We start from the raw sequence: 21,866 nt of genomic DNA, 5'->3' as shown, positions 1-21,866 counted from the left end.
CTTCGGTCGCGAGTACGCCCGCGATCACCGCTGCCCGCGACACCGGAGGGCGGCGGCCCTCAGAGTTCGAAAGATCGAAAGCAGGAATGGCCCCCAACGCTCGCCTCGACCACCGCAACCCCCTCGTGTTCGACACGCACGAGCTGGGTCGGCGTCCTGGCGCGCTGCAGCGCCTGACCCGTGAGATCGACGCCCCCAAGGATCTGGGGATCCAGGGAGTCATCGGAGTGCCGGAAGGCGCCCCGGTGGAACTCGAACTCCGCCTCGAGTCGGTCATGGAAGGGGTGCTCGTCACAGGCACCGCCCGTGCACGGGCCGAGGGGGAGTGCGTAAGGTGTCTGGAGCCGCTCGGGCTTGATCTCGAAGCGGACTTCCAGGAGATGTTCTCGTACCCCGACGCCGACGACCGTGGCCGCCCCAAGGCGGAGCCGGCCGACGACGCCGAGGAAGACGAGGACATGCTCTTCATCGAGGACGGCCTGTTCGACCTCGAACCCGTGCTGCGCGATGCGGTGGTGCTCGCACTGCCGATGCAGCCGGTGTGCCAGGAAGACTGTCCGGGCCTGTGCTCCCAGTGCGGAGCGCGGCTCGCGGACGACCCGGACCACCACCACGACGCCGTCGACATCCGTTGGGCGGCTTTGCAGGGACTCGCAGGTTCACCTGAACCCGGCGAGAAGGACGAGATCAGCGGCGCCGACGCGGAAGCGGGCGTCGACGAGAAGCAGGAGAAGTAGCCGTGGCTGTTCCGAAGCGGAAGATGTCGCGCAGCAACACGCGCCACCGCCGGTCGCAGTGGAAGGCTGCGGTCCCCACCCTGGTTGCGTGCGAGCGCTGCCACGAGCCCAAGCAGCAGCACATCGCGTGCCCGTCTTGCGGCACCTACAACAAGCGCCAGGTCCTCGAGGTCTGAGCGGCTGGTGAGAGGCTCCGTGTCTAGCCCCAAGAAGGCGGAAGACGCCAAGGCGGATTCCACCGCCAAGAAAAAGGCGGACAGCACGGCCTCGTCCCACACGCTTCTGGAAGGGCGGCTCGGCTATCAGCTCGAGTCCGCCCTTCTGGTGCGTGCGCTGACCCACCGTTCCTACGCGTACGAGAACGGCGGTCTGCCGACGAACGAGCGGCTGGAGTTCCTCGGGGACTCCGTGCTCGGCCTCGTCGTCACGGACACGCTGTACCGCACCCACCCCGATCTGCCGGAGGGCCAGCTGGCCAAGCTCCGGGCCGCGGTGGTCAACTCGCGTGCGCTGGCGGAGGTCGGTCGTGGCCTCGACCTGGGCTCCTTCATCCGGCTCGGCCGGGGTGAAGAGGGCACGGGCGGCCGGGACAAGGCGTCCATTCTCGCCGACACCCTTGAAGCGGTGATCGGCGCGGTCTATCTCGATCAGGGCCTCGACGCGGCCTCCGAACTGGTGCACCGCCTGTTCGACCCGCTCATCGAGAAGTCCTCGAACCTCGGTGCCGGCCTGGACTGGAAGACCAGTCTCCAGGAGCTCACCGCGACCGAAGGGCTCGGCGTGCCCGAGTACCTGGTCACGGAGACCGGCCCCGACCACGAGAAGACCTTCACTGCTGCCGCCCGCGTCGGAGGCGTCTCGTACGGCACCGGCACCGGCCGCAGCAAGAAAGAGGCGGAGCAACAGGCCGCCGAGTCCGCCTGGCGGTCCATCCGGGCCGCGGCGGACGAGCGCGCCAAGGTGGCGAAGGCGGCCCAGGCCGCGGCAGCCGTCGAGGCCGACGCCGGCGCGGACGCCGAGTCCGCCTCCGCCTGATCGGAACACGACAGTACGGCGCCCGTCCCTCGACCACCGAGGGGCGGGCGCCGCACATCCGGGGGATCGCCATGCCCGAGTTGCCCGAGGTCGAGGTCGTCCGGCGCGGTCTGGAGCGATGGGTCGCCCATCGCACCGTCGCCGACGCCGAGGTGCTGCACCCGCGTGCCGTACGCCGTCATCTCGCCGGCGCCGACGACTTCGCGCACCGGCTCGAGGGCCATCGCATCGGCACCCCCAGCCGCCGCGGGAAGTATCTCTGGCTGCCGCTGGAGGACACCGGCCAGGCGATCCTCGCCCACCTCGGGATGAGCGGCCAACTGCTGGTCCAGCCCCAGGGGTCACCCGACGAGAAGCACCTGCGCATCCGCGTCCGTTTCGCCGACGCCCTCGCCACCGAACTCCGCTTCGTGGACCAGCGCACCTTCGGCGGCCTCTCGCTGCACGAGACCACCCCCGACGGGCTGCCCGACGTCATCGGGCACATCGCCCGTGACCCCCTCGATCCGCTGTTCGACGACGAGGCCTTCCACCAGGCACTGCGCCGCAAGCGGACCACGATCAAGCGGGCCCTGCTCGACCAGTCGCTGATCAGCGGCGTCGGCAACATCTACGCCGACGAGGCCCTGTGGCGTTCCCGTCTGCACTACGACCGCCCGACGAGCGGCTTCACCCGGCCCCGCACCCTGGAACTCCTCGGACACGTCCGGGACGTGATGAACGCGGCCCTGGCCGTCGGCGGCACCAGCTTCGACAGCCTGTACGTCAACGTCAACGGCGAATCGGGCTACTTCGACCGCTCCCTGGACGCGTACGGGCGTGAGGGACTGCCCTGCAAGCGGTGCGGCACACCGATGCGCCGGCGCCCGTGGATGAACCGGTCCAGCTACTTCTGCCCGAGGTGTCAGAAGGCGCCGCGCGTCCCGTCGTAGCGCTCCCGGGCCGCCAGTACGTCGTCCATCCGGCCCTCCACGCAGTGGATGAGGGCCAGCAGCCGCTCGGCGACCTCGCGGCCGAGCGGGGTCAGTTCGTAGTCCACGCGCGGCGGGTTGGTGGGCTGGGCGTCGCGATGCACCAGTCCGTCGCGCTCCAGCGCGTGCAGGGTCTGGGACAGCATCTTCTCGCTCACGCCGTCGATCCGGCGGCGCAGTTCGTTGAAGCGCAGCGATCCCTCGTACAGCGCCCCGAGCGTCAGACCGCCCCAGCGGCCCGTGACGTGCTCCAGTGTGCCGCGCGAGGGGCAGGCCTTGGCGAACACGCTGTACGGGAGGTCCAGGTCCTCCGCGCGCTCCTGGGTGCTGGTCATGACATCAGCGTACGCGAAGGCAGCGCTTACCGACAGGTTGCACTAACCAAAAGTTAGTGCTTTCCTGTGGTTACTGTTTTCGAGCTGCCCGTTCGAGGAGTTCATATGCCGCTCATGCCCAAGCCCGTGGTTTCCGTCGCCTACCACTCCGGCTACGGCCACACCGTCGTCCTCGCCGAAGCGGTCCGCGCCGGTGCCGTCGAGGCGGGCGCCGAGGTGCATCTGATCAAGGTCGACGAGATCACCGAGGAGCAGTGGACCCTGCTCGACGGCTCGGACGCGATCGTGTTCGGCTCGCCCACGTACATGGGCACCGCGTCCAGCGCCTTTCACGTCTTCGCGGAGGCCACCTCCGCGCGCTGGGCCACCCAGGCGTGGAAGGACAAGCTCGCCGCCGGCTTCACCAACTCCGGGTCCAAGAGCGGCGACAAGCTGCACACGCTGCAGTTCTTCCAGATCCTGGCCGCGCAGCTCGGCATGCACTGGGTCAACCTCGGCCTGCTGCCCGGCTGGAACAGCAGCAGCGCCTCCGAGCACGACCTCAACCGCCTCGGCGTGTTCCTCGGCGCGGCCGCGCAGACCAACGTCGACGAGGGCGCGGAGGCCGTCCACAAGGCCGACATGGCGACGGCGGAGCACCTGGGCCGACGGGTCACCGAGACCGCGAAGGTCTTCCTGGCCGGCCGCGCCCAGGCTGCATGATCGTTTCTGCGGATCCGGGAAGCGCTAGTACCCGAAGTCCTGGGTCCACCAGGGCCCGCCGGACCCGAAGTGCACGCCGACGCCCAGCGTCTTGAAGTCGCAGTTCAGGATGTTCGCCTTGTGGCCGGGGCTGTTCATCCAGGCCTCCATGACGGCGGCCGCGTCCGCCTGGCCGCGGGCTATGTTCTCGCCGCCGAGGCTGGATATGCCGGCCTTCTCGGCCCGGTCCCACGGGGTCTTCCCGTCGGGGTCGGTGTGGTCGAAGAAGCCCCGCGCGGCCATGTCGTCGCTGAACTTCTCGGCCAGCTCCGACAGCGCGCTGTTCGCGGAGAGGGCGCTGCAGCCGACCTTGGCCCGCTCCTCGTTCACGAGCGCGAGCACCTCGGCCGCGGCCTGCGCCTCGGCCGAGACCGTCACGGGGGACTCGGACTTCTGGGGTGCCTTGGTGGCCGTCTTCGACTTCGAGGCGGCGGTCTCCGGCTCCTCCGAGGGGGTGACCTCGGGCTTCTTCTCGGCCGTCTTGCTCGGCGAGGCGGAGGCGGAGGCGGACTCGGAGGCCGAGGTGGACGACTCGGAGGCCGACGCGCTGGGCGAGGTCGACGTCGATCCGGAGCGGCCCACGTCACGGCTCGTCGACGTACCGGCGCGGCCGGTCTCGGCGGAGCCGGAGGTGCCGCCCTGCTCGGTGGTGGAGTTGCTCGGGGCGTCGGCGGCCTGCACGTTGTCGCCGGAACCGGTGCCGCCGCCGAGCCGGTAGCTCTCCAGGCCGGGCACCACGCCCGTGGCCACCGCGACCGTGCCGAGGGCGACCGCCGCGGAGACGCCGAGCAGCCCCGCCTTGACCGGGGTCGCGGCCTTCTTCCTACGGCGGCGACGGCCGGCCCCGCCCCGCCCGCCGTCGGGCGTGAAGCCCTCGGACGTGAAGGTGACGCCGTACCCCTCCTCCGTCGCGTACAGGTACTCCTGGCTTCTCGCGACGGTGTCGGCGTACGCCTGGGGGTTCAGGTACGGCGCGATGCCGAGCGTGTCCGGGCCGTCCGCGTACGAGTACTGCGGGTCATGGCCGTCCGTGTACGAGCCGTGCGTCTCCGTGACCCCCGTGGCGCGGCCCGTGGCGGCGCGGCCGGCGGCGGAGCGTCGGTGGCGTCCCATGTCCTTGCCTTCCTCGTCCATCGGTCAACCCGTCTCATACGATCTTGGGCGTAACCCATCTCACCCGATCGAGTGAGTTTCATATGAGAATCATTGGGTGGGGACGGTACCGCATGGCGCCCGGGGAGGAAGTGCCCCGAGGGACATTGCCCGGTTAGGTTGCACCCATGAGCGAGGATGTGCGACTGGTCGCCTGGGTGCGTGGACACGTCCAGGGCGTGGGATTCCGTTGGTTCACGCGGGCCAAGGCGCTGGAGATCGGCGGGCTGAGTGGTTTTGCTCTCAATTTGGCCGACGGTCGGGTCCAGGTGGTCGCCGAGGGGGCCAAAGAAGGCTGTGAGGGCCTGCTGGACTGGCTCATGGGTGACGACACGCCCGGGCGCGTGGACGGAGTCACCGAGATATGGGACACACCGCGCGGCGGCTACGACGGCTTCGCGATCCGCTGACCGTCCCGCGCCGGGGAGCCGCCGGGAAGTGGAGGGACGTGCCACCGGCATGTGCCCACGGCGGAAAGGAGCAGGTGGTTGCCAAGAATCGCTTGCGATGGGATGCTCCGCACGCAAGGATGATCGCCACGCCTCGAGGGCCCCGCGTCCGTCGCAGCGCCGCCGTTTCGGCCGCGCGCCGGTGGGTTGCCCGCCAATACGGGGCGTGATCGTGTTGACCGTCAAACTTTTTGGTGAGACGCTGAAAGCACCCCGCGCACCTAGCTGTTTGGCATGGATGAACGGCAGCACGAACAAGATCTAGCCAAGACCGCGGGTGCGAATCCCTCACGACCCACACCGCTTCGGTCGGTCACTCAGTGTGGAGGACCATCCATCATGGCAAAGGCGCTTCTCGGTTACGTCGGCGGCTCCGACCCGCGACTCCTCGCCGAGATGCGACGGCTCCAGCAGCGCGTCCAGGACCTGGAATCCGAACTCGGACGAATCCAGGCCGAGAACGACGCGCTCACGGCTGCCGCTTCTCACGACAGGTTCATGGAGAGCATCGACGCACACCAGGCGGAGCCTGCGCTCACCTGATCGCTGCACCGCTCCACGACAGCACACGCAGTGGTTGGGCGACCTGTTTCAACTGCGTCGGACCGCTAAGTTGTCAGAAGTTGCAAGGGACGCCTCGGCGTCCCTTCTTTCTTTCCCCCGCGCTTTCCGTGCCCGTACGTCCAGCGCCCCGCCCCCTCAGTCTTCTTAACGTGTGGTGTGCCCTGCGCGTTCATGGGTGAAACCGCGGGGTTGCCGGGCGTTCATGGAGTGAGACACCCCCGGAAGGTAGAGTCCAGCGCCGTGCACCTCAAGGCCCTGACCCTCCGAGGGTTCAAGTCGTTCGCCTCGGCGACCACGCTCCGGTTCGAACCCGGGATCACGTGCGTCGTCGGGCCCAACGGCTCGGGCAAGTCCAACGTCGTCGACGCCCTCAGCTGGGTGATGGGCGAACAGGGTGCCAAGTCGCTGCGCGGCGGCAAGATGGAGGACGTCATCTTCGCCGGCACCACCGGGCGCCCCCCGCTGGGCCGCGCCGAGGTGTCCCTGACCATCGACAACTCCGACGGGGCCCTGCCCATCGAGTACGCCGAGGTCACCATCACGCGGATCATGTTCCGCAACGGCGGCAGCGAGTACCAGATCAACGGCGACACCTGCCGGCTGCTCGACATCCAGGACCTCCTCTCCGACTCCGGCATCGGCCGCGAGATGCACGTCATCGTCGGCCAGGGCCAGCTCGACTCCGTCCTGCACGCCGACCCGATGGGCCGCCGCGCCTTCATCGAGGAGGCGGCGGGCGTCCTCAAGCACCGCAAGCGCAAGGAGAAGGCGCTCCGCAAACTCGACGCGATGCAGGCCAACCTCGCGCGCGTGCAGGACCTCACCGACGAACTGCGCCGCCAGCTCAAGCCCCTGGGCCGCCAGGCGGCGGTGGCCCGACGGGCGGCCGTCATCCAGGCCGACCTGCGGGACGCCCGGCTCCGCCTCCTCGCCGACGATCTCGTACGGATGCGGGACGCGCTCCGGGCCGAGGTGGCCGACGAGGCCGCGCTCAAGGAACGCAAGGAGACCGCCGAGCAGGAACTGCGCAAGGCCCTCCAGCGCGAGGCGCTCCTGGAGGACGAGGTCCGCCGGCTCTCCCCGCGCCTCCAGCGCGCCCAGCAGACCTGGTACGAGCTCTCCCAGCTCAGCGAACGCGTCCGCGGCACCGTCTCCCTCGCCGACGCGCGCGTGAAGAGCGCCACCTCCGCGCCCCCCGAGGAGCGGCGCGGCCGTGACCCCGAGGACATGGAGCGCGAGGCCGCCCGGGTCCGGGAACAGGAGGCCGAGCTGGAGGCCGCCCTCGAAGCGGCCCAGCACGCCCTCGACGACACCGTCGCCCACCGCGCCGACCTGGAACGCGAGCTCGCCGTCGAGGAACGCCGGCTGAAGGACGTCGCCCGCGCCATCGCCGACCGCCGCGAGGGCCTCGCCCGGCTGAACGGCCAGGTCAACGCCGCCCGTTCCCGCGCCGCCTCCGCCCAGGCCGAGATCGACCGCCTCGCATCGGCGAGGGACGAGGCCCAGGAGCGGGCCTTCGCGGCGCAGGAGGAGTACGAGACCCTCCAGGCCGAGGTCGACGGCCTCGACGCGGGCGACGCGGAACTCGCCGCCCGGCACGACGCGGCGAAACAGTGGCTCACCGAGGCCGAGGCCGCCCTCACCGCGGCCCGCGAGGCGGCCACCACGGCGGAACGCGAACGCGCGGCGACCAAGGCCCGCCACGAGGCGCTGGCCCTGGGCCTGAGACGGAAGGACGGCACGGGCGCCCTGCTCGGCGCGAAGGACCGCCTCACCGGCCTGCTGGGCCCGGCCGCCGAGCTGCTGACGGTGACGCCGGGACATGAAGTGGCCTTGGCGGCGGCGTTCGGGGCGGCGGCGGACGCTCTGGCCGTGGCGTCTCCGTCGGCCGCGGCCGACGCGATCCGGTTGCTGCGCAAGCAGGACGGGGGCAGGGCGGCTCTGTTGCTGGCGGGCGGTGACGCGCCCCAAAGGGGCGCGGGGCTGAATCAATCTGCGGCTCCGCCGCGGGGCGCGACCAGCCAAGACGCACCCGCAGGCGACCGCCGGTCCCTCGCCGCAGACCTCGTCCGCGCCCCCTCCGACCTCCTCCCCGCCGTACGCCGCCTCCTCCACGACATCGTCGTGGTGGACACCCTCGAAGACGCCGAAGACCTCGTCTACACGCACCCCCACCTCACCGCGGTCACCGCCGAAGGCGACCTGCTGGGTGCCCACTTCGCCCACGGCGGTTCCGCCGGCGCCCCCAGCCTCCTGGAGGTACAGGCCTCCGTGGACGAGGCAGCCGCACAGCTGGAGGAGCTGGCCGTACGCTGCGCCGACCTCACCGAGGCCCAGCAAGCGGCCGGCACCCGGCGCAAGGAGTGCGCCGCCCTCGTCGAGGAGCTGGGGGAGCGGCGCCGGGCCGCCGACCGGGAGAAGTCGGCCGTGGCGCAGCAACTCGGCCGGCTGGCCGGGCAGGCGCGGGGCGCGGCGGGCGAGGCCGAGCGGTCCACGGCGGCGGCCGCCCGCGCGCAGGACGCGCTCGACCGCGCGCTGGAGGAGGCCGAGGTCCTCGCCGAACGGCTGGCCGTGGCCGAGGAGATGCCCGTCGAGGAGGAGCCCGACACCGCCGTGCGCGACCGCCTCGCCGCCGACGGGGCCAACGCCCGCCAGACCGAGATGGAGGCGCGGCTCCAGGTCCGTACCCACGAGGAGCGGGTCAAGGGACTGGCCGGGCGGGCCGACTCCCTGGACCGGGCGGCCCGCGCGGAACGCGAGGCACGCGCGCGTGCCGAACAGCGGCGGGCCCGGCTGCGCCACGAGGCCGCCGTCGCCGAGGCCGTCGCCTCGGCCACCCGCCAGCTGCTCGCGCATGTAGAGGTGTCCCTCGGCCGGGCCGACGCGGAGCGCACCGCCGCCGAGGCCGCCAAGGCGCGCCGCGAGCAGGAGCTGGCCGCCGCCCGCACCGCCGGGCGCGATCTCAAGGCCGAGCTGGACAAGCTGACGGACTCGGTCCACCGCGGTGAGGTGCTCGGCGCCGAGAAGCGGATGCGGATCGAGCAGTTGGAGACCAAGGCGCTGGAGGAGCTGGGCGTGGAGCCCGAGGGCCTCGTCTCCGAGTACGGGCCCCATCAGCTCGTACCGCCGTCCCCGCCCGCCGAGGGCGAGGTGCTGCCCGAGGATCCGGAGCACCCCCGCAACCAGCCGGTGGCGTTCCGCCGGGCCGAGCAGGAGAAGCGGCTCAAGGCGGCCGAGCGGGCGTACCAGCAGCTCGGCAAGGTCAACCCGCTGGCGCTGGAGGAGTTCGCCGCGCTGGAGGAGCGCCACAAGTTCCTCAGTGAGCAGCTGGAGGACCTGAAGAAGACCCGTGCCGATCTGCTTCAGGTGGTGAAGGAGGTCGACGAGCGGGTCGAGCAGGTCTTCACCGAGGCGTTCCGGGACACGGCACGGGAGTTCGAGGGTGTCTTCGGCCGGCTCTTCCCGGGCGGGGAGGGGCGGCTGATCCTGACCGATCCCGACAACATGCTGACCACGGGCGTCGATGTGGAGGCCCGGCCGCCGGGCAAGAAGGTGAAGCGGCTCAGCCTGCTCTCCGGCGGTGAGCGGTCGCTGACGGCCGTCGCCATGCTGGTGTCGATCTTCAAGGCCCGGCCCAGCCCGTTCTACGTCATGGACGAGGTCGAGGCCGCCCTCGACGACACCAACCTGCAGCGGCTGATCCGCATCATGCAGGAGCTGCAGGAGTCCTCGCAGCTGATCGTGATCACCCACCAGAAGCGCACCATGGAGGTCGCCGACGCGCTGTACGGCGTGTCCATGCAGGGCGACGGGGTGTCGAAGGTGATCAGCCAACGGCTGCGCTAGCCCGGCTACCCCGCTTTCACATCTTCAACCTTTGAACACGCTCTCCTTATCCGTGCCTGTTTTCTCACGAACGTGACGAGTACAGCGCAGGCACAGAAGTCAGGAGCCGCGACGGCTCCTCCCGACCATCTCGGGCACGTCATCTTCATCGCGGCGGCAGCGGCGATGGGCGGATTCCTCTTCGGCTACGACAGCTCCGTGATCAACGGCGCCGTCGAGGCCATCCGGGACCGCTACGACATCGGCTCCGCCGCCCTCGCCCAGGTCATCGCGATCGCCCTGATCGGCTGCGCCATCGGCGCCGCCACCGCCGGCCGGATCGCCGACCGCATCGGCCGGATCCGGGTCATGCAGATCGCCGCCGCGCTGTTCACCGTCAGCGCGGTCGGCTCGGCGCTGCCCTTCTCCCTCTGGGACTTCGCCCTGTGGCGGGTCGTCGGCGGCTTCGCCATCGGCATGGCCTCCGTCATCGGCCCCGCCTATATAGCCGAGGTCGCCCCGCCCGCCTACCGCGGCCGGCTCGGCTCCTTCCAGCAGGCCGCGATCGTGATCGGCATCGCCGTCTCGCAGCTGGTCAACTGGGGTCTGCTGAACGCGGCGGGCGGCGACCAGCGCGGGCGGCTGATGGGCCTGGAGGCCTGGCAGGTCATGCTCGGCGTGATGGTCGTCCCGGCCGTCCTCTACGGCCTGCTCTCCTTCGCCATCCCCGAGTCCCCGCGCTTCCTGATCTCCGTGGGCAGGCGGGAGCGGGCCCGGGAGATCCTCGCCGAGGTCGAGGGCCGGAGCGGTGATCTCGACGCCCGGGTCGCCGAGATCGAGCACGCCATGAACAGCGAGCACCGGTCCACCTTCCGGGACCTGCTCGGCGGCGGCTTCTTCTTCAAGCCGATCGTCTGGATCGGCATCGACCTGTCCGTCTTCCAGCAGTTCGTCGGCATCAACGTCGCGTTCTACTACTCCTCGACGCTGTGGCAGTCGGTCGGCGTCGATCCGGCGGAGTCGTTCTTCTACTCCTTCACCACCTCGCTCATCAACATCGTCGGCACCGTCGTCGCGATGCTCCTGGTGGACCGCATCGGCCGTCGCCCGCTCGCCGTCATCGGCTCGGTCGGCATGGTGATCGGCCTCGCCCTGGAGGCCTGGGCCTTCTCCTACGACCTCGTCGACGGCAGGCTGCCGGCCGCACAGGGCTGGACCGCCCTGGTCGCCGCCCATGTCTTCGTCCTCTTCTTCGCGCTGTCCTGGGGCGTGGTCGTCTCGGTCATGCTCGGCGAGATGTTCCCCAACCGGATCCGCGCCGCCGCGCTGGGCGTGGCCGCCTCCGCGCAGTGGATCGCGAACTGGGCCATCACCGCGAGCTTCCCGTCCCTGGCCGACTGGAACCTCTCCGTCACCTACGTCATCTACACAGCCTTCGCCGCCCTCTCCGTCCCCTTCGTCCTCAAGTACGTCAAGGAGACGAAGGGCAAGGCCTTGGAGGAGATGGGCTGACGCCCACGAGCCCGGGGAGAAGGGCCCACACCCCGCCGCCCTTTTCCCCGCCTCCGCCCGCCGCCCCCGCCCCGTCACCCCGGACCGGGGGCGGCGGCGCGCTGCGAGGGGGCCGGGGGTGCCGGGGGCGCGTGTGCCGGTCGGGGCGCGGTGGTCGCGCGAGCCGGTCGGGGCGCAGGGGGCATGCGGGCCGGTCAGCCGTCCGGCGTAGTCACCGTGGGCAGGTCGGCCCCTTCGGCACTGCTCTCCGCAGGCCAGCTGGCTGTCCGGCACCCGGGTCGCCGCAGGTCAGTCGGCAGTCCGGCACTCTCACCCCAGGCCAGCCGACGGTCCGGTGTCGGCGACTGCGGGCCAGCCGACGGTTCGGTGCCGGCCACTGCGGGCCAGCCGGCCGTCCGGTGCCGGCCACTGCGGGCTGGTCGGCCCGTCCGGCACTGCTCCCCCCAGGCCAGCCGACAGTCTGGCGCGAGTCACCCCAGGCCAGTCGGTCATCCGGTGTCGGTCACGGTCACCGCGAGCTGGTCGGCCCGTCCGGCACTGCTCACCGCAGGTCAGCCAGCCGTCCCGCGCGCGTCACTGCAGGCCAGCCGCCCCTCCGGTACTGCTCCCCCCCAGGCCAGCCGACAGTCTGGCGCAGGTCACCCCAGGCCAGTCGGCCATCCGGTGTCGGTCACGATCACCGCGGGCTGGTCGGCCCTGCCGGCACTGCTCACCGCAGGTCAGCCAGCCGTCCGGTGCCGGCCAGTGCGGGCCAGTCGGCCGTCCGCGCGCGTCGCTGCAGGTCAGCCGCCCCTCCGGTACTGCTCCCCCCAGGCCAGCCGCAGTCCGGCGCGGGTCACCGCAGGTCAGTCAGGCGTCCGGTGTCGGTCACCGCGGGCCAGCCGCCCCTCCGGCACTGCTCACCCGCGGCCAGCCAGCTGTCCGGCCCGGGTCACCGCAGGCCGGCCGCCCCCCGGCGCTGCTCGCCGGGAGCCTGTCAGGTCTCCAGTGCCGGAAGTACGCGCTCCGTGAGCAGTCGCAGGCTGCGCCAGCCCTCCTCCAGGGGCATTCCGCCCGCCAGTGGGTGCAGGACCAGGTGGTCGAGGCCCTGGGTCACGCATTCCTCCGGGGTGAGGATCCGGTAGACGCCCTCCGCGCGCAGCTCCTCGACCGTCGTCGCGCCCGAACGCACCGCCGAGTGGATCTCGCCGGACTGCCAGGAGGCGTAGGTCCGGGCCTCGTGGAGGAAGTGGCCGCCGTACTCGGCCCAGGCCCGGTCCGGGTCCTCGGCGAGGTGGAGCAGCGGAGTCTCGGCGCCCGGCATCATCGTCCAGCCCTGCGTCCCGTACTCCACGAGCCGCTCCTTGTAGTACGTCTCCAGCTCCGGCAGATGCGCGCTCGGGAAGAACGGCAGGCCGAGCCGGGCGGCCCGGCGGGCGGCGGCCTTCGAGGAGCCGCCGACCAGCAGCAGGGGGTGCGGATCGGACCCCGGGCGCGGGGTGACCCGTACCGTACGGCCCCGGTACTCGAACTCCTCCCCGGTCCACGCCTTCAGTACGGTCTCCAGCAGCTCGTCCTGGAGCCGGCCGCGCCGCTTCCAGTCGACGCCCGCCCGCGCGTACTCCTCGGGCCGGTAGCCGATCCCCGCGACCGTGAGCAGCCGGCCGCCGCTCAGCAGATCCAGGACCGCGATGTCCTCGGCCAGCCGCAGCGGGTCGTGCAGCGGGCCGATCACCGCCGACACCGTGACCGCCAGCCGCCGGGTCGCCCCCAGCACCGCCCCGGCGAAGACGAACGGCGACGGCAGCCAGTTGTTCTCGACGCCGTGGTGCTCCTCCGTCTGCACGGTCGTCACCCCGTGCTCGTCGGCGTACGCGGCCATCTCCAGCGCGGCCCGGTACCGGGCGCCCAGCTCGGCGGGGGAGGCCCCGGGCGCGACGAGGTTGAAGCGGACGACGGTGACGGGCATGGCGACCCCCTTCGGCGGATGTGGGGGGACCGTAGCTGACGAGCCGTCAGGTAACCAGGGGTACGGAGTACGGAGACACCGCCCCGGGGAGCCGGGCCCCGGACCGGGGCGGGATGGATACTGGACGGGTTATGGAAACCGTCATCCTTGCTGTAGTCATCGCCGTGGTCGTGCTCGCGGTGCTCGGCGGGCTCGTCGTCGGCAGCCGGCGCAAGAAGCCGCTGCCCCCGCCGCCCCCCGCAGCGCCCGACATCACCGCGCCTCCGGCCGAGCCGCACGTCGGCGACGAGGCCGAGACGCCGCGCGACGAACCGCGCCGCACGATCGAGGAGGTGGATCTTCCCGACGGCGGCCCGACCGGGGTCGCGGTCGAGGAACCGCCCGTTGTCGAGGCCCCGGAGATCGAGATCCCGGAGCCCACCGCGGGGCGTCTCGTACGCCTGCGCGCCCGTCTCTCCCGCTCCCAGAACGCGCTCGGCAAGGGGCTGCTCACGCTGCTCTCGCGCGAGCACCTCGACGACGACACCTGGGAGGAGGTCGAGGACACCCTGCTCACCGCCGATGTCGGCGTCCTGCCCACCCAGGAGCTGGTGGACCGGCTGCGCGAACGGGTGAAGGTGCTCGGCACCCGGACCCCCGTGGAGCTGCGCGGTCTGCTGCGCGAGGAGCTGCTCAAGCTGGTCGGTACCGACGTCGACCGCACGGTGAAGACCGAGCCCGAGGACCGCAAGCCCGGCATCGTGATGGTCGTCGGGGTCAACGGCACCGGCAAGACCACCACCACCGGCAAGCTCGCCCGGGTGCTGGTCGCCGACGGCCGTACGGTCGTCCTCGGCGCCGCCGACACCTTCCGCGCCGCCGCCGCCGACCAGCTCCAGACCTGGGGCGAGCGGGTCGGCGCCCACACCGTGCGCGGGCCCGAGGCCGGCGACCCCGCCTCCGTCGCCTTCGACGCGGTGAAGGAGGGCAAGGAGATGGGGGTGGACGTCGTCCTCATCGACACCGCGGGCCGGCTGCACACCAAGACCGGGCTCATGGACGAGCTCGGCAAGGTCAAGCGGGTCGTCGAGAAGCACGCCCCGCTGGACGAGGTGCTGCTCGTCCTCGACGCCACCACCGGGCAGAACGGCCTGGTCCAGGCGCGGGTCTTCGCCGAGGTCGTCGACATCACCGGCATCGTGCTGACCAAGCTCGACGGCACCGCCAAGGGCGGCATCGTCGTCGCCGTCCAGCGCGAGCTGGGCGTCCCCGTCAAGCTCATCGGCCTCGGCGAGGGCGCGGACGACCTGGCGCCGTTCGAGCCGGAGGCGTTCGTTGACGCCCTCATCGGAGAATGACCCGCTCTTAGCGGGGAGCCCCGTAAGCCCCGTGATCCCGGATGCGGGATCGGCGAGAGGCGCCCGCCCCCAGGTGCAGTGGGAGCGGGCGCTTCGCTGTGTACGTCCTACGTCCCGTACGGGCTATGCGCGGGAGCGGTGCGCCACGTACGCCAGGGTCCCGAGGAGCAGCCGGGCCTCCGGGGGCCGGGTCGCCGAGTCCAGGGCCGGCGGGCGCAGCCAGTGCACCGGGCCGAGGCCGCCGCGGTCGGAGGGCGGGGCCGTGACATACGTACCGGGGCCGAGACCGCGCAGGTCGAGGGCGGCCGGATCGTCCCAGCCCATGCGGTAGAGGAGGCCGCTCAGCTCGGCGGCGGCGCCGGGGGCGACGAAGAACTGGGTGCGGCCCTCGGGGGTGGCGGTGACCGGACCGAGGGGCAGGCCCATGCGCTCGAGGCGGACCAGGGCGCGCCGCCCGGCGGGTTCGGCCAGCTCGATCACGTCGAACGCGCGCCCGGCCGGCAGCATCACCGCGGCGCCCGGGAACTCCGCCCAGGCCCGCGTCACATCGTCGAGGGTGGCGCCGGCGGGCACCCGTGCCGCGAACTCCAGGGGGTGGGCGCCGGGTGCGCGGCAGCCGGAGCGGCCGCAGGAGCAGACGCCGCCCGCGGCCCGGGCGCCCGGTACGACGTCCCAGCCCCACAGCCCCGTGAACTCGGCGACGGCGGTGCACTCGGACGAGCGACCGCGCCTGCGCGCGCCGGAGCGGATCTCGCGAATGCCGCCGATCGTGAAGCCCATGCCCCCTCCAACGGGTGTGACGCGCCGGTGGTTACGTAACGGTCGCATGTCGTAACTCTGCGTGCTTTCGCTGCCCGTCGGCCGCCCGTCCCAGGCGGCGTCCGGAAGCGCGCCGGGTGGTGTGGTCGGCGACACGCGCCCCTGAGTGCTTCCCTCCGCTCATCCCCACCCGTCCTGTGTCAAGTGAATCGCTTACGGGCCATCGGTAGTTCATTCGAAGGGGTGGCGAATGGTGGCGTTTCCGGGATCCTCGTGGCCGGGTCCGTGATCGTAGGATTACTTTGAGTGTGCGGGTCCTGGAGGCACATGCGTTTGTGGGTATGCCGGAGGCAAGTCGACTTTCCGTTCGAAGGGTGACAACTACCGGACGAGGGGCCGTATTTATCGGCATTCTGATAAGGCTTGGCGCACTCAGTGACAAGTGGTCTCAGGGATGGGGGCGTTCCAGTGAGCGGCAACGACGGAAGCGGGAGTAACGCTTCGCATGCGGACAAGCGCCCGAACGAGCTGCTCACCTCCTGGTTCGTGCGCAGCGGCTGGTCGAAGGGCGAACTGGCCCGGCAAGTCAACCGTCGCGCACGCCAGTTGGGCGCCAACCACATCTCCACGGACACCTCACGCGTGCGCCGCTGGCTGGACGGCGAGAACCCCCGCGAGCCGATCCCCAGGATCCTGTCCGAGCTGTTCTCCGAGCGGTTCGGCTGTGTCGTCTCGGTCGAGGACCTCGGTCTGCGCCCCACCCGCCAGACACCCTCCGCGACCGGTGTCGACCTGCCCTGGACGGGCCCGCAGACGGTGGCCCTGCTCAGCGAGTTCTCGCGCAGCGACCTGATGCTGGCGCGGCGTGGCTTCCTCGGAACGTCGCTGGCGCTGTCCGCGGGCCCGTCCCTGATCGAGCCGATGCAGCGCTGGCTCGTCCCCACCCCGCCCTCCCCGCTCACGGAACCGGAGTCCGTCCCCACCAGCCGGGCCCGCGGCCGGCTCTCCAAGCCCGAGCTGGACCTGCTGGAGTCCACCACGGTGATGTTCCGGCAGTGGGACGCCCAGTGCGGCGGCGGACTGCGCCGCAAGGCCGTCGTCGGCCAGCTGCACGAGGTCACCGACCTCCTCCAGGAACCCCAGCCCGAGGCCACCTCCCGCAAGCTGTTCAAGGTCGCCGCCGAGCTGGCCGAGCTCGCCGGCTGGATGAGCTACGACGTGGGGCTCCAGCCGACCGCCCAGAAGTACTTCGTCCTCGCCCTGCACGCCGCCAAGGAGGCCGGCGACCGGCCGCTCGGCTCGTACGTCCTGTCCAGCATGAGCCGCCAGATGATCCACCTCGGACGGCCCGAGGACGCCCTGGAGCTGATCCACCTCGCGCAGTACGGCAGCCGGGACTGCGCGAGCCCGCGCACCCAGTCCATGCTGTATGCGATGGAGGCCCGCGCCTACGCCAACATGGGCCAGCCGGGCCGCTGCAAACGGGCCGTGCGGATGGCCGAGGACACCTTCGCCGACGCCGACGAGTGGGACGAGCCGGACCCCGACTGGATCCGCTTCTTCTCCGAGGCCGAGCTGTACGGCGAGAACAGCCACTCCTTCCGCGACCTCGCCTATGTCGCCGGCCGCAGCCCCGCGTACGCCTCACTCGCCGAACCCCTGATGCAGAAGGCCGTGCGGCTGTTCGCGGACGACGCCGACCACAAGCGTTCGTACGTGCTGAACCTCATCGGCATGGCCACCGTCCATCTGCTGCGCCAGGAACCCGAGCAGAGCGCCACACTGGCCGCGCAGGCCATGCACGAGGCCAAGAAGGTCCGCTCCGAGCGCGTCAACACTCGTATTCGAAAGACCGTCGACAGCGCCGTCCGCGAGTTCGGCGACCTGACCGAGGTCGTGGACCTCACCGAGCGGCTCGCCATGGAGCTGCCGGAGACGGCCGAGGCCGTCTGACAACCCGCCCCACCGCCCGCTCCACCACGCAGAACCCCTGAACCCCGGCCGCGGCCGGCCCTCCCGAAGTGCCCGACTCGGCTCCCCCATGCCAGGTCATCGGAGGGCCGTCCGCGGCCGGTTTCCTTCCCCCGAGGAAGGTTGCGCCACGATAACGATCCACTCGGCGAACATCAGCCAGTTCACCCACGTGTAACGCGCCAGGCGCCTTCGTCACGGCGGCGAAACAACGAGGGGCTTCCACCGAAACCGCGCTGCGTCAATCTCATGGCGCATAACCGGCCCACCCCTCAATCCGCTCAGGCTTCGCCCGCACGGGGCCGTACCTACGACGAGGAGACGCCGATGGCACCAGCCATCACGCTCGCCGCAGACAAGCTGTCTGTGGCCAACACAGGCTTCATGCTGATCTGTTCCGCCCTGGTCCTCCTGATGACCCCGGGCCTCGCCTTCTTCTACGGAGGCATGGTCCGCGTCAAGAGCACCCTCAACATGCTGATGATGAGCTTCATCAGCATGGGTATCGTCACCATCCTGTGGGTGCTGTACGGCTTCTCCATGGCGTTCGGTACGGACCACGGCTCGCTCATCGGCTGGGAGTCCGACTTCGTCGGATGGACCGGCATCGACAAGGCCGACATCTGGTCCGGGTACACGATCCCGGTCCTCGCCTTCGCGGTCTTCCAGATGATGTTCGCCATCATCACCCCCGCCCTGATCAGCGGCGCCATCGCCGACCGCGTGAAGTTCTCCGCCTGGTCGCTCTTCGTGCTGCTGTGGGCCACGGTCGTCTACTTCCCGGTCGCCCACTGGGTCTGGGGCACCGGCGGCTGGGCCTTCGAGCTCGGTGTGATCGACTTCGCCGGTGGTACGGCGGTCCACATCAACGCGGGTGCCGCGGCGCTCGGCGTGATCCTCGTCATCGGCAAGCGCGTCGGCTTCAAGAAGGACCCGATGCGCCCGCACAGCCTCCCGCTGGTCATGCTCGGTGCCGGTCTGCTCTGGTTCGGCTGGTTCGGCTTCAACGCCGGCTCGTGGCTCGGCAACGACGACGGCGTCGGCTCCCTGATGTTCGTCAACACCCAGATCGCCACCGCCGCCGCCATGCTCGCCTGGCTCGCCTACGAGAAGATCGCCCACGGCGCGTTCACCACGCTGGGTGCCGCCTCCGGCGCGGTCGCCGGTCTGGTCGCCATCACCCCCTCGGGTGGCGCGGTCACCCCGATCGGCGCGATCGCGGTCGGCGCCATCGCCGGTGTCGCCTGCGCCGCGGCCGTCGGCCTGAAGTACAAGTTCGGCTACGACGACTCGCTCGACGTCGTCGGCGTCCACATGGTCGGCGGTGTCATCGGCTCCCTGCTGATCGGCTTCTTCGCCAGCGGCACGGGCCAGTCCGACGTCAAGGGCCTCTTCTACGGCGGCGGCCTGGACCAGTTCTGGAAGCAGTGCGCCGGTGTCTTCGCCGTCCTCGCCTACTCCCTGATCGCCTCCGCGATACTCGCCTTCCTCCTCGACAAGACCATCGGCATGCGGGTCGACGAGGACGAGGAGATCTCCGGCATCGACCAGGCCGAGCACGCCGAGACCGCGTACGACTTCAGCGGTGCCGGTGGCGGTGCCGTCCGGACCGCCACGCCGGCCGCCGCCGGTGCCGCCGCGAGCAAGAAGGTGGACGCATGAAGCTCATCACCGCCGTCGTCAAGCCCCACCGGCTCGACGAGATCAAGGAGGCCCTGCAGGCCTTCGGCGTGCACGGCCTGACGGTCACCGAGGCGAGCGGTTACGGTCGTCAGCGGGGACACACCGAGGTCTACCGCGGCGCCGAGTACACGGTCGACCTGGTCCCCAAGATCCGCATCGAGGTGCTGGCCGAGGACGACGACGCCGAGCAGTTGATCGACGTCATCGTCAAGGCGGCCCGCACCGGCAAGATCGGTGACGGCAAGGTCTGGTCCCTCCCGGTCGAGACGGCCGTACGGGTCCGCACCGGCGAGCGCGGCCCGGACGCGCTCTGACCGCAGAACAGAACAGGAGTCGCTGGGTGACGGGCACGGACGTGCGAAACGAAGCAGAGGACTCGGGACCCAGCGGCTATGCGGCGGCCCGGCTGCGCCTCCTCACGGAGGAGGCGCGGTCCGGGCCGCCGCGCCGTGCCGCCCTCTCCGCGCTCACGGACGACTGGCTGGCCGGACTGTTCACCGCCGGCGCGACCGAGGCCTTCGGACCGACCGGCGCGGCCGCGGCCTCCGCGGCCGAGGCGCTCAAGGGCGTCTCCCTGGTCGCCGTCGGCGGCTACGGCCGCGGCGAGCTCTCCCCCCGCAGCGACCTCGACCTGCTGCTCCTGCACGACGGCAGCGAACCCAAGGCGGTCGCCGCCCTCGCCGACCGCCTCTGGTACCCGGTCTGGGACCTCGGCCTCGCCCTCGACCACTCGGTCCGCACCCCCACCGAGGCCCGCAAGACCGCCGGGGAGGACCTGAAGGTCCACCTCGGCCTCCTCGACGCCCGCCACCTCGCCGGCGACCTCGCCCTGACCTCCGCACTGCGGACGACCGTCCTCGCCGACTGGCGCAACCAGGCCCCCAAACGCCTGCCCGAACTCCAGGAACTCTGCGCCGAGCGCGCCGAACGCCAGGGCGAGCTGCAATACCTCCTGGAACCCGACCTCAAGGAGGCCCGCGGCGGCCTGCGGGACGCCACCGCCCTGCGCGCCGTCGCCGCCTCCTGGCTCGCCGACGCACCCCGCGAGGGCCTCGACGACGCCCGCCGCCGCCTCCTCGACGTCCGCGACGCCCTCCACCTGGCCACCGGCCGCGCCACCGACCGCCTCGCCCTCCAGGAGCAGGACCAGGTCGCCGCCGAGCTGGGCCTCCTCGACGCCGACACCCTTCTGCGGCAGGTCTACGAGGCCGCGCGCGTCATCTCGTACGCCAGCGACGTCACCTGGCGCGAAGTGGCCCGCGTGCTGCGCTCGCGGGCCGTACGGCCGAGGCTGCGGGCCATGCTCGGCGGCGGAAAGCCCGTCCCCGAGCGGTCCCCGCTCGCCGAAGGCGTCGTGGAGCAGGACGGCGAAGTGGTGCTCGCCCGCGCCGCCCGCCCCGAACGCGACCCCGTGCTGCCGCTGCGCGCCGCGGCCGCCGCCGCCCAGGCCGGTCTCCCGCTCTCCCTGCACGCCGTACGGCGCCTCGCCGCCACCGTGCGCGCCCTGCCGACCCCCTGGCCGGCCGAGGCCCGCGAGCAGCTGGTCACCCTGCTCGGCTCCGGCCGGCCCACCGTCGAGGTCTGGGAGGCGCTGGAGGCCGAGGGCCTGATCACCCGGCTGCTGCCCGACTGGGAGCGGGTGCGCTGCCGGCCGCAGCGCAACGCCGTGCACATCTGGACCGTCGACCGGCACCTCATCGAGACCGCCGTGCGCGCCTCCGAGTTCACCCGCCGCGTCAGCCGCCCCGACCTCCTCCTGGTCTCCGCGCTGCTGCACGACATCGGCAAGGGGTGGCCCGGCGACCACTCGGTCGCCGGCGAGATCATCGTCAGGGACGTCGCCGCCCGCATCGGCTTCGACCGCGCGGACGTGGCGGTGCTCTCCTGCCTCGTACGGCATCACCTGCTGCTCGTCGAGACGGCGACCCGGCGCGATCTGGAGGACCCGGCCACGGTCCGCTCGGTCGCCGACGCCGTCGGCTCGCAGAGCACCCTCGAACTGCTGCACGCGCTCACCGAGGCGGACGCGCTGGCCACCGGGCCCGCCGCCTGGTCCACCTGGCGGGGTTCGCTCGTGGCGGACCTGGTCAAGCGGGTCGGGGCGGTCCTCGCCGGAGACCAGCCCGAGGAACCGGACGCCGCCGCGCCCACCGCCGAGCAGGAACGGCTCGCCATCGAGGCGGTCGCCACCGGCAGCCCGGTGCTGGCCCTGCGCGCCCAGACCGAGGTGCCGGCCGACGCGGGGGAGCAGCCCCCCGGCGACCCCGAGCCGCTCGGCGTGGAGCTCCTCATCGCCGTACCGGACCAGGCGGGCGTGCTGCCCGCGGTGGCCGGGGTGCTCGCCGTGCACCGGCTGACCGTGCGCACCGCAGAGTTGCGCGCCCTGGACCTGCCGGACGGCGTCGAGGGGTCCGTGCTGCTGCTGAACTGGCGGGTCGCCGCCGAGTATGGCTCCCTGCCCCAGGCCGCCCGGTTGCGCGCCGACCTCGTGCGCGCCCTCGACGGCTCCCTGGACATCGCCGGACGGCTCGCCGAACGCGACGCGGCCTACCCCCGGCGCCGGGGCGTGGTCGCGCCCCCGCCGCGGGTGACGGTCGCCCCGGCGGCCTCCCGGCACGCCACCGTCATCGAGGTGCGCGCCCAGGACGCGCCCGGGCTGCTGTTCCGGATCGGCTCGGCCCTGGAGGACGCGGCGGTACGGGTGCGCAGCATGCACGTCAGCACACTCGGCGCCAACGCCGTCGACGCCTTCTACGTCACCGGCGCGGAGGGCTCACCGCTGCCCGGCGACGAGGCGGCGGCCGTGTCGCGCACACTGGAGGAGGCCCTGCGGGGCTGACCCGGCAC

General features: G+C 71.7%; 18 protein-coding genes. 14 read left to right on the top strand and 4 right to left on the bottom strand.

The features are described from left to right. Window positions 1-86 precede the first annotated feature (86 nt). The 4 genes from ABZ464_RS19395 to mutM all read left to right on the top strand — a co-directional run bounded on the left by ABZ464_RS19395 (window position 87) and on the right by mutM (window position 2,704). A complete protein-coding gene (locus ABZ464_RS19395; RefSeq protein WP_359278424.1) occupies window positions 87-737 on the top strand; it encodes a DUF177 domain-containing protein in 651 nt (216 codons plus the stop codon). A 2-nt stretch (window positions 738-739) separates the two neighbouring features. Next, window positions 740-913 (top strand): 50S ribosomal protein L32, encoded by a 174-nt coding sequence (gene rpmF / locus ABZ464_RS19390; RefSeq protein WP_003951102.1) that lies wholly within the window; start codon window positions 740-742, stop codon window positions 911-913. Between the two features lie 7 nt (window positions 914-920). Beyond that, the gene (gene rnc, locus ABZ464_RS19385) at window positions 921-1,772 is read left to right on the top strand and encodes a ribonuclease III (RefSeq protein WP_359278421.1); all 852 of its coding nucleotides are present in this window, start codon (window positions 921-923) and stop codon (window positions 1,770-1,772) included. 71 nt (window positions 1,773-1,843) lie between these two features. Continuing rightward, complete coding sequence (mutM, locus tag ABZ464_RS19380; protein WP_359278418.1) at window positions 1,844-2,704, top strand: bifunctional DNA-formamidopyrimidine glycosylase/DNA-(apurinic or apyrimidinic site) lyase; 861 nt, start codon at window positions 1,844-1,846, stop codon at window positions 2,702-2,704. Here the strand turns inward: mutM and ABZ464_RS19375 are convergent. Further along, window positions 2,677-3,078: a helix-turn-helix domain-containing protein gene (locus tag ABZ464_RS19375; RefSeq protein WP_359278415.1), complete on the bottom strand. Its 402-nt coding sequence runs from the start codon at window positions 3,076-3,078 to the stop codon at window positions 2,677-2,679. The two genes, mutM and ABZ464_RS19375, sit on opposite strands and share 28 nt — an antisense overlap. A 114-nt stretch (window positions 3,079-3,192) precedes the next feature. Here ABZ464_RS19375 and ABZ464_RS19370 point away from each other — a divergent pair, with 114 nt between their 5' ends. Continuing rightward, window positions 3,193-3,780, top strand: coding sequence for a flavodoxin family protein (locus ABZ464_RS19370; RefSeq protein ID WP_359278413.1), 588 nt, complete (start codon window positions 3,193-3,195; stop codon window positions 3,778-3,780). 24 nt (window positions 3,781-3,804) lie between these two features. Here the strand turns inward: ABZ464_RS19370 and ABZ464_RS19365 are convergent, their stop codons facing one another. Further along, window positions 3,805-4,932, bottom strand: a complete 1,128-nt coding sequence (locus ABZ464_RS19365; protein ID WP_359278410.1) for a CAP domain-containing protein — start codon at window positions 4,930-4,932, stop codon at window positions 3,805-3,807. Window positions 4,933-5,099: 167 nt separating this feature from the next. Between ABZ464_RS19365 and ABZ464_RS19360 the strand changes: the two genes are divergently transcribed. The 4 genes from ABZ464_RS19360 to ABZ464_RS19345 all read left to right on the top strand — a co-directional run bounded on the left by ABZ464_RS19360 (window position 5,100) and on the right by ABZ464_RS19345 (window position 11,321). Beyond that, a complete protein-coding gene (locus ABZ464_RS19360; RefSeq protein WP_133915839.1) occupies window positions 5,100-5,381 on the top strand; it encodes an acylphosphatase in 282 nt (93 codons plus the stop codon). Between the two features lie 378 nt (window positions 5,382-5,759). Continuing rightward, on the top strand, window positions 5,760-5,963 hold the full coding sequence (locus ABZ464_RS19355; RefSeq protein WP_030793895.1) for a hypothetical protein: 204 nt from the start codon (window positions 5,760-5,762) through the stop codon (window positions 5,961-5,963). 261 nt (window positions 5,964-6,224) lie between these two features. Beyond that, window positions 6,225-9,830 (top strand): chromosome segregation protein SMC, encoded by a 3,606-nt coding sequence (gene smc, locus ABZ464_RS19350; RefSeq protein ID WP_359278406.1) that lies wholly within the window; start codon window positions 6,225-6,227, stop codon window positions 9,828-9,830. A 72-nt stretch (window positions 9,831-9,902) separates the two neighbouring features. Further along, a complete protein-coding gene (locus ABZ464_RS19345) occupies window positions 9,903-11,321 on the top strand; it encodes a sugar porter family MFS transporter (protein ID WP_359278403.1) in 1,419 nt (472 codons plus the stop codon). 976 nt (window positions 11,322-12,297) lie between these two features. On the opposite strand, the gene ABZ464_RS19340 is transcribed toward ABZ464_RS19345, so the two are convergent. Beyond that, window positions 12,298-13,269 (bottom strand): LLM class flavin-dependent oxidoreductase, encoded by a 972-nt coding sequence (locus ABZ464_RS19340; protein ID WP_359278400.1) that lies wholly within the window; start codon window positions 13,267-13,269, stop codon window positions 12,298-12,300. A 131-nt stretch (window positions 13,270-13,400) separates the two neighbouring features. Between ABZ464_RS19340 and ftsY the strand changes: the two genes are divergently transcribed. Then, complete coding sequence (ftsY, locus tag ABZ464_RS19335) at window positions 13,401-14,606, top strand: signal recognition particle-docking protein FtsY (protein ID WP_359278397.1); 1,206 nt, start codon at window positions 13,401-13,403, stop codon at window positions 14,604-14,606. A gap of 123 nt (window positions 14,607-14,729) precedes the next feature. Here ftsY and ABZ464_RS19330 read toward each other — a convergent pair whose 3' ends face one another. Further along, window positions 14,730-15,386, bottom strand: coding sequence for a bifunctional DNA primase/polymerase (locus tag ABZ464_RS19330; protein WP_359278394.1), 657 nt, complete (start codon window positions 15,384-15,386; stop codon window positions 14,730-14,732). A gap of 447 nt (window positions 15,387-15,833) precedes the next feature. Between ABZ464_RS19330 and ABZ464_RS19325 the strand changes: the two genes are divergently transcribed. The 4 genes from ABZ464_RS19325 to ABZ464_RS19310 all read left to right on the top strand — a co-directional run bounded on the left by ABZ464_RS19325 (window position 15,834) and on the right by ABZ464_RS19310 (window position 21,858). After that, window positions 15,834-17,318, top strand: a complete 1,485-nt coding sequence (locus ABZ464_RS19325) for a hypothetical protein (RefSeq protein ID WP_359278391.1) — start codon at window positions 15,834-15,836, stop codon at window positions 17,316-17,318. Between the two features lie 345 nt (window positions 17,319-17,663). Next, the gene (locus ABZ464_RS19320) at window positions 17,664-18,998 is read left to right on the top strand and encodes an ammonium transporter (RefSeq protein ID WP_359278388.1); all 1,335 of its coding nucleotides are present in this window, start codon (window positions 17,664-17,666) and stop codon (window positions 18,996-18,998) included. Further along, on the top strand, window positions 18,995-19,333 hold the full coding sequence (locus ABZ464_RS19315) for a P-II family nitrogen regulator (protein WP_003997576.1): 339 nt from the start codon (window positions 18,995-18,997) through the stop codon (window positions 19,331-19,333). The genes ABZ464_RS19320 and ABZ464_RS19315 overlap by 4 nt, the downstream gene beginning before the upstream one ends. 26 nt (window positions 19,334-19,359) lie before the next feature. Continuing rightward, window positions 19,360-21,858, top strand: a complete 2,499-nt coding sequence (locus ABZ464_RS19310) for a [protein-PII] uridylyltransferase (RefSeq protein WP_359278385.1) — start codon at window positions 19,360-19,362, stop codon at window positions 21,856-21,858. Window positions 21,859-21,866: the final 8 nt, after the last annotated feature.

This window comes from Streptomyces sp. NPDC005820, assembly GCF_040630255.1.
In the GTDB taxonomy this organism is placed as follows: domain Bacteria; phylum Actinomycetota; class Actinomycetes; order Streptomycetales; family Streptomycetaceae; genus Streptomyces.
Note: the sequence above shows the minus strand (reverse complement) of the source record. Positions and strands in the feature narration are given on the sequence as shown.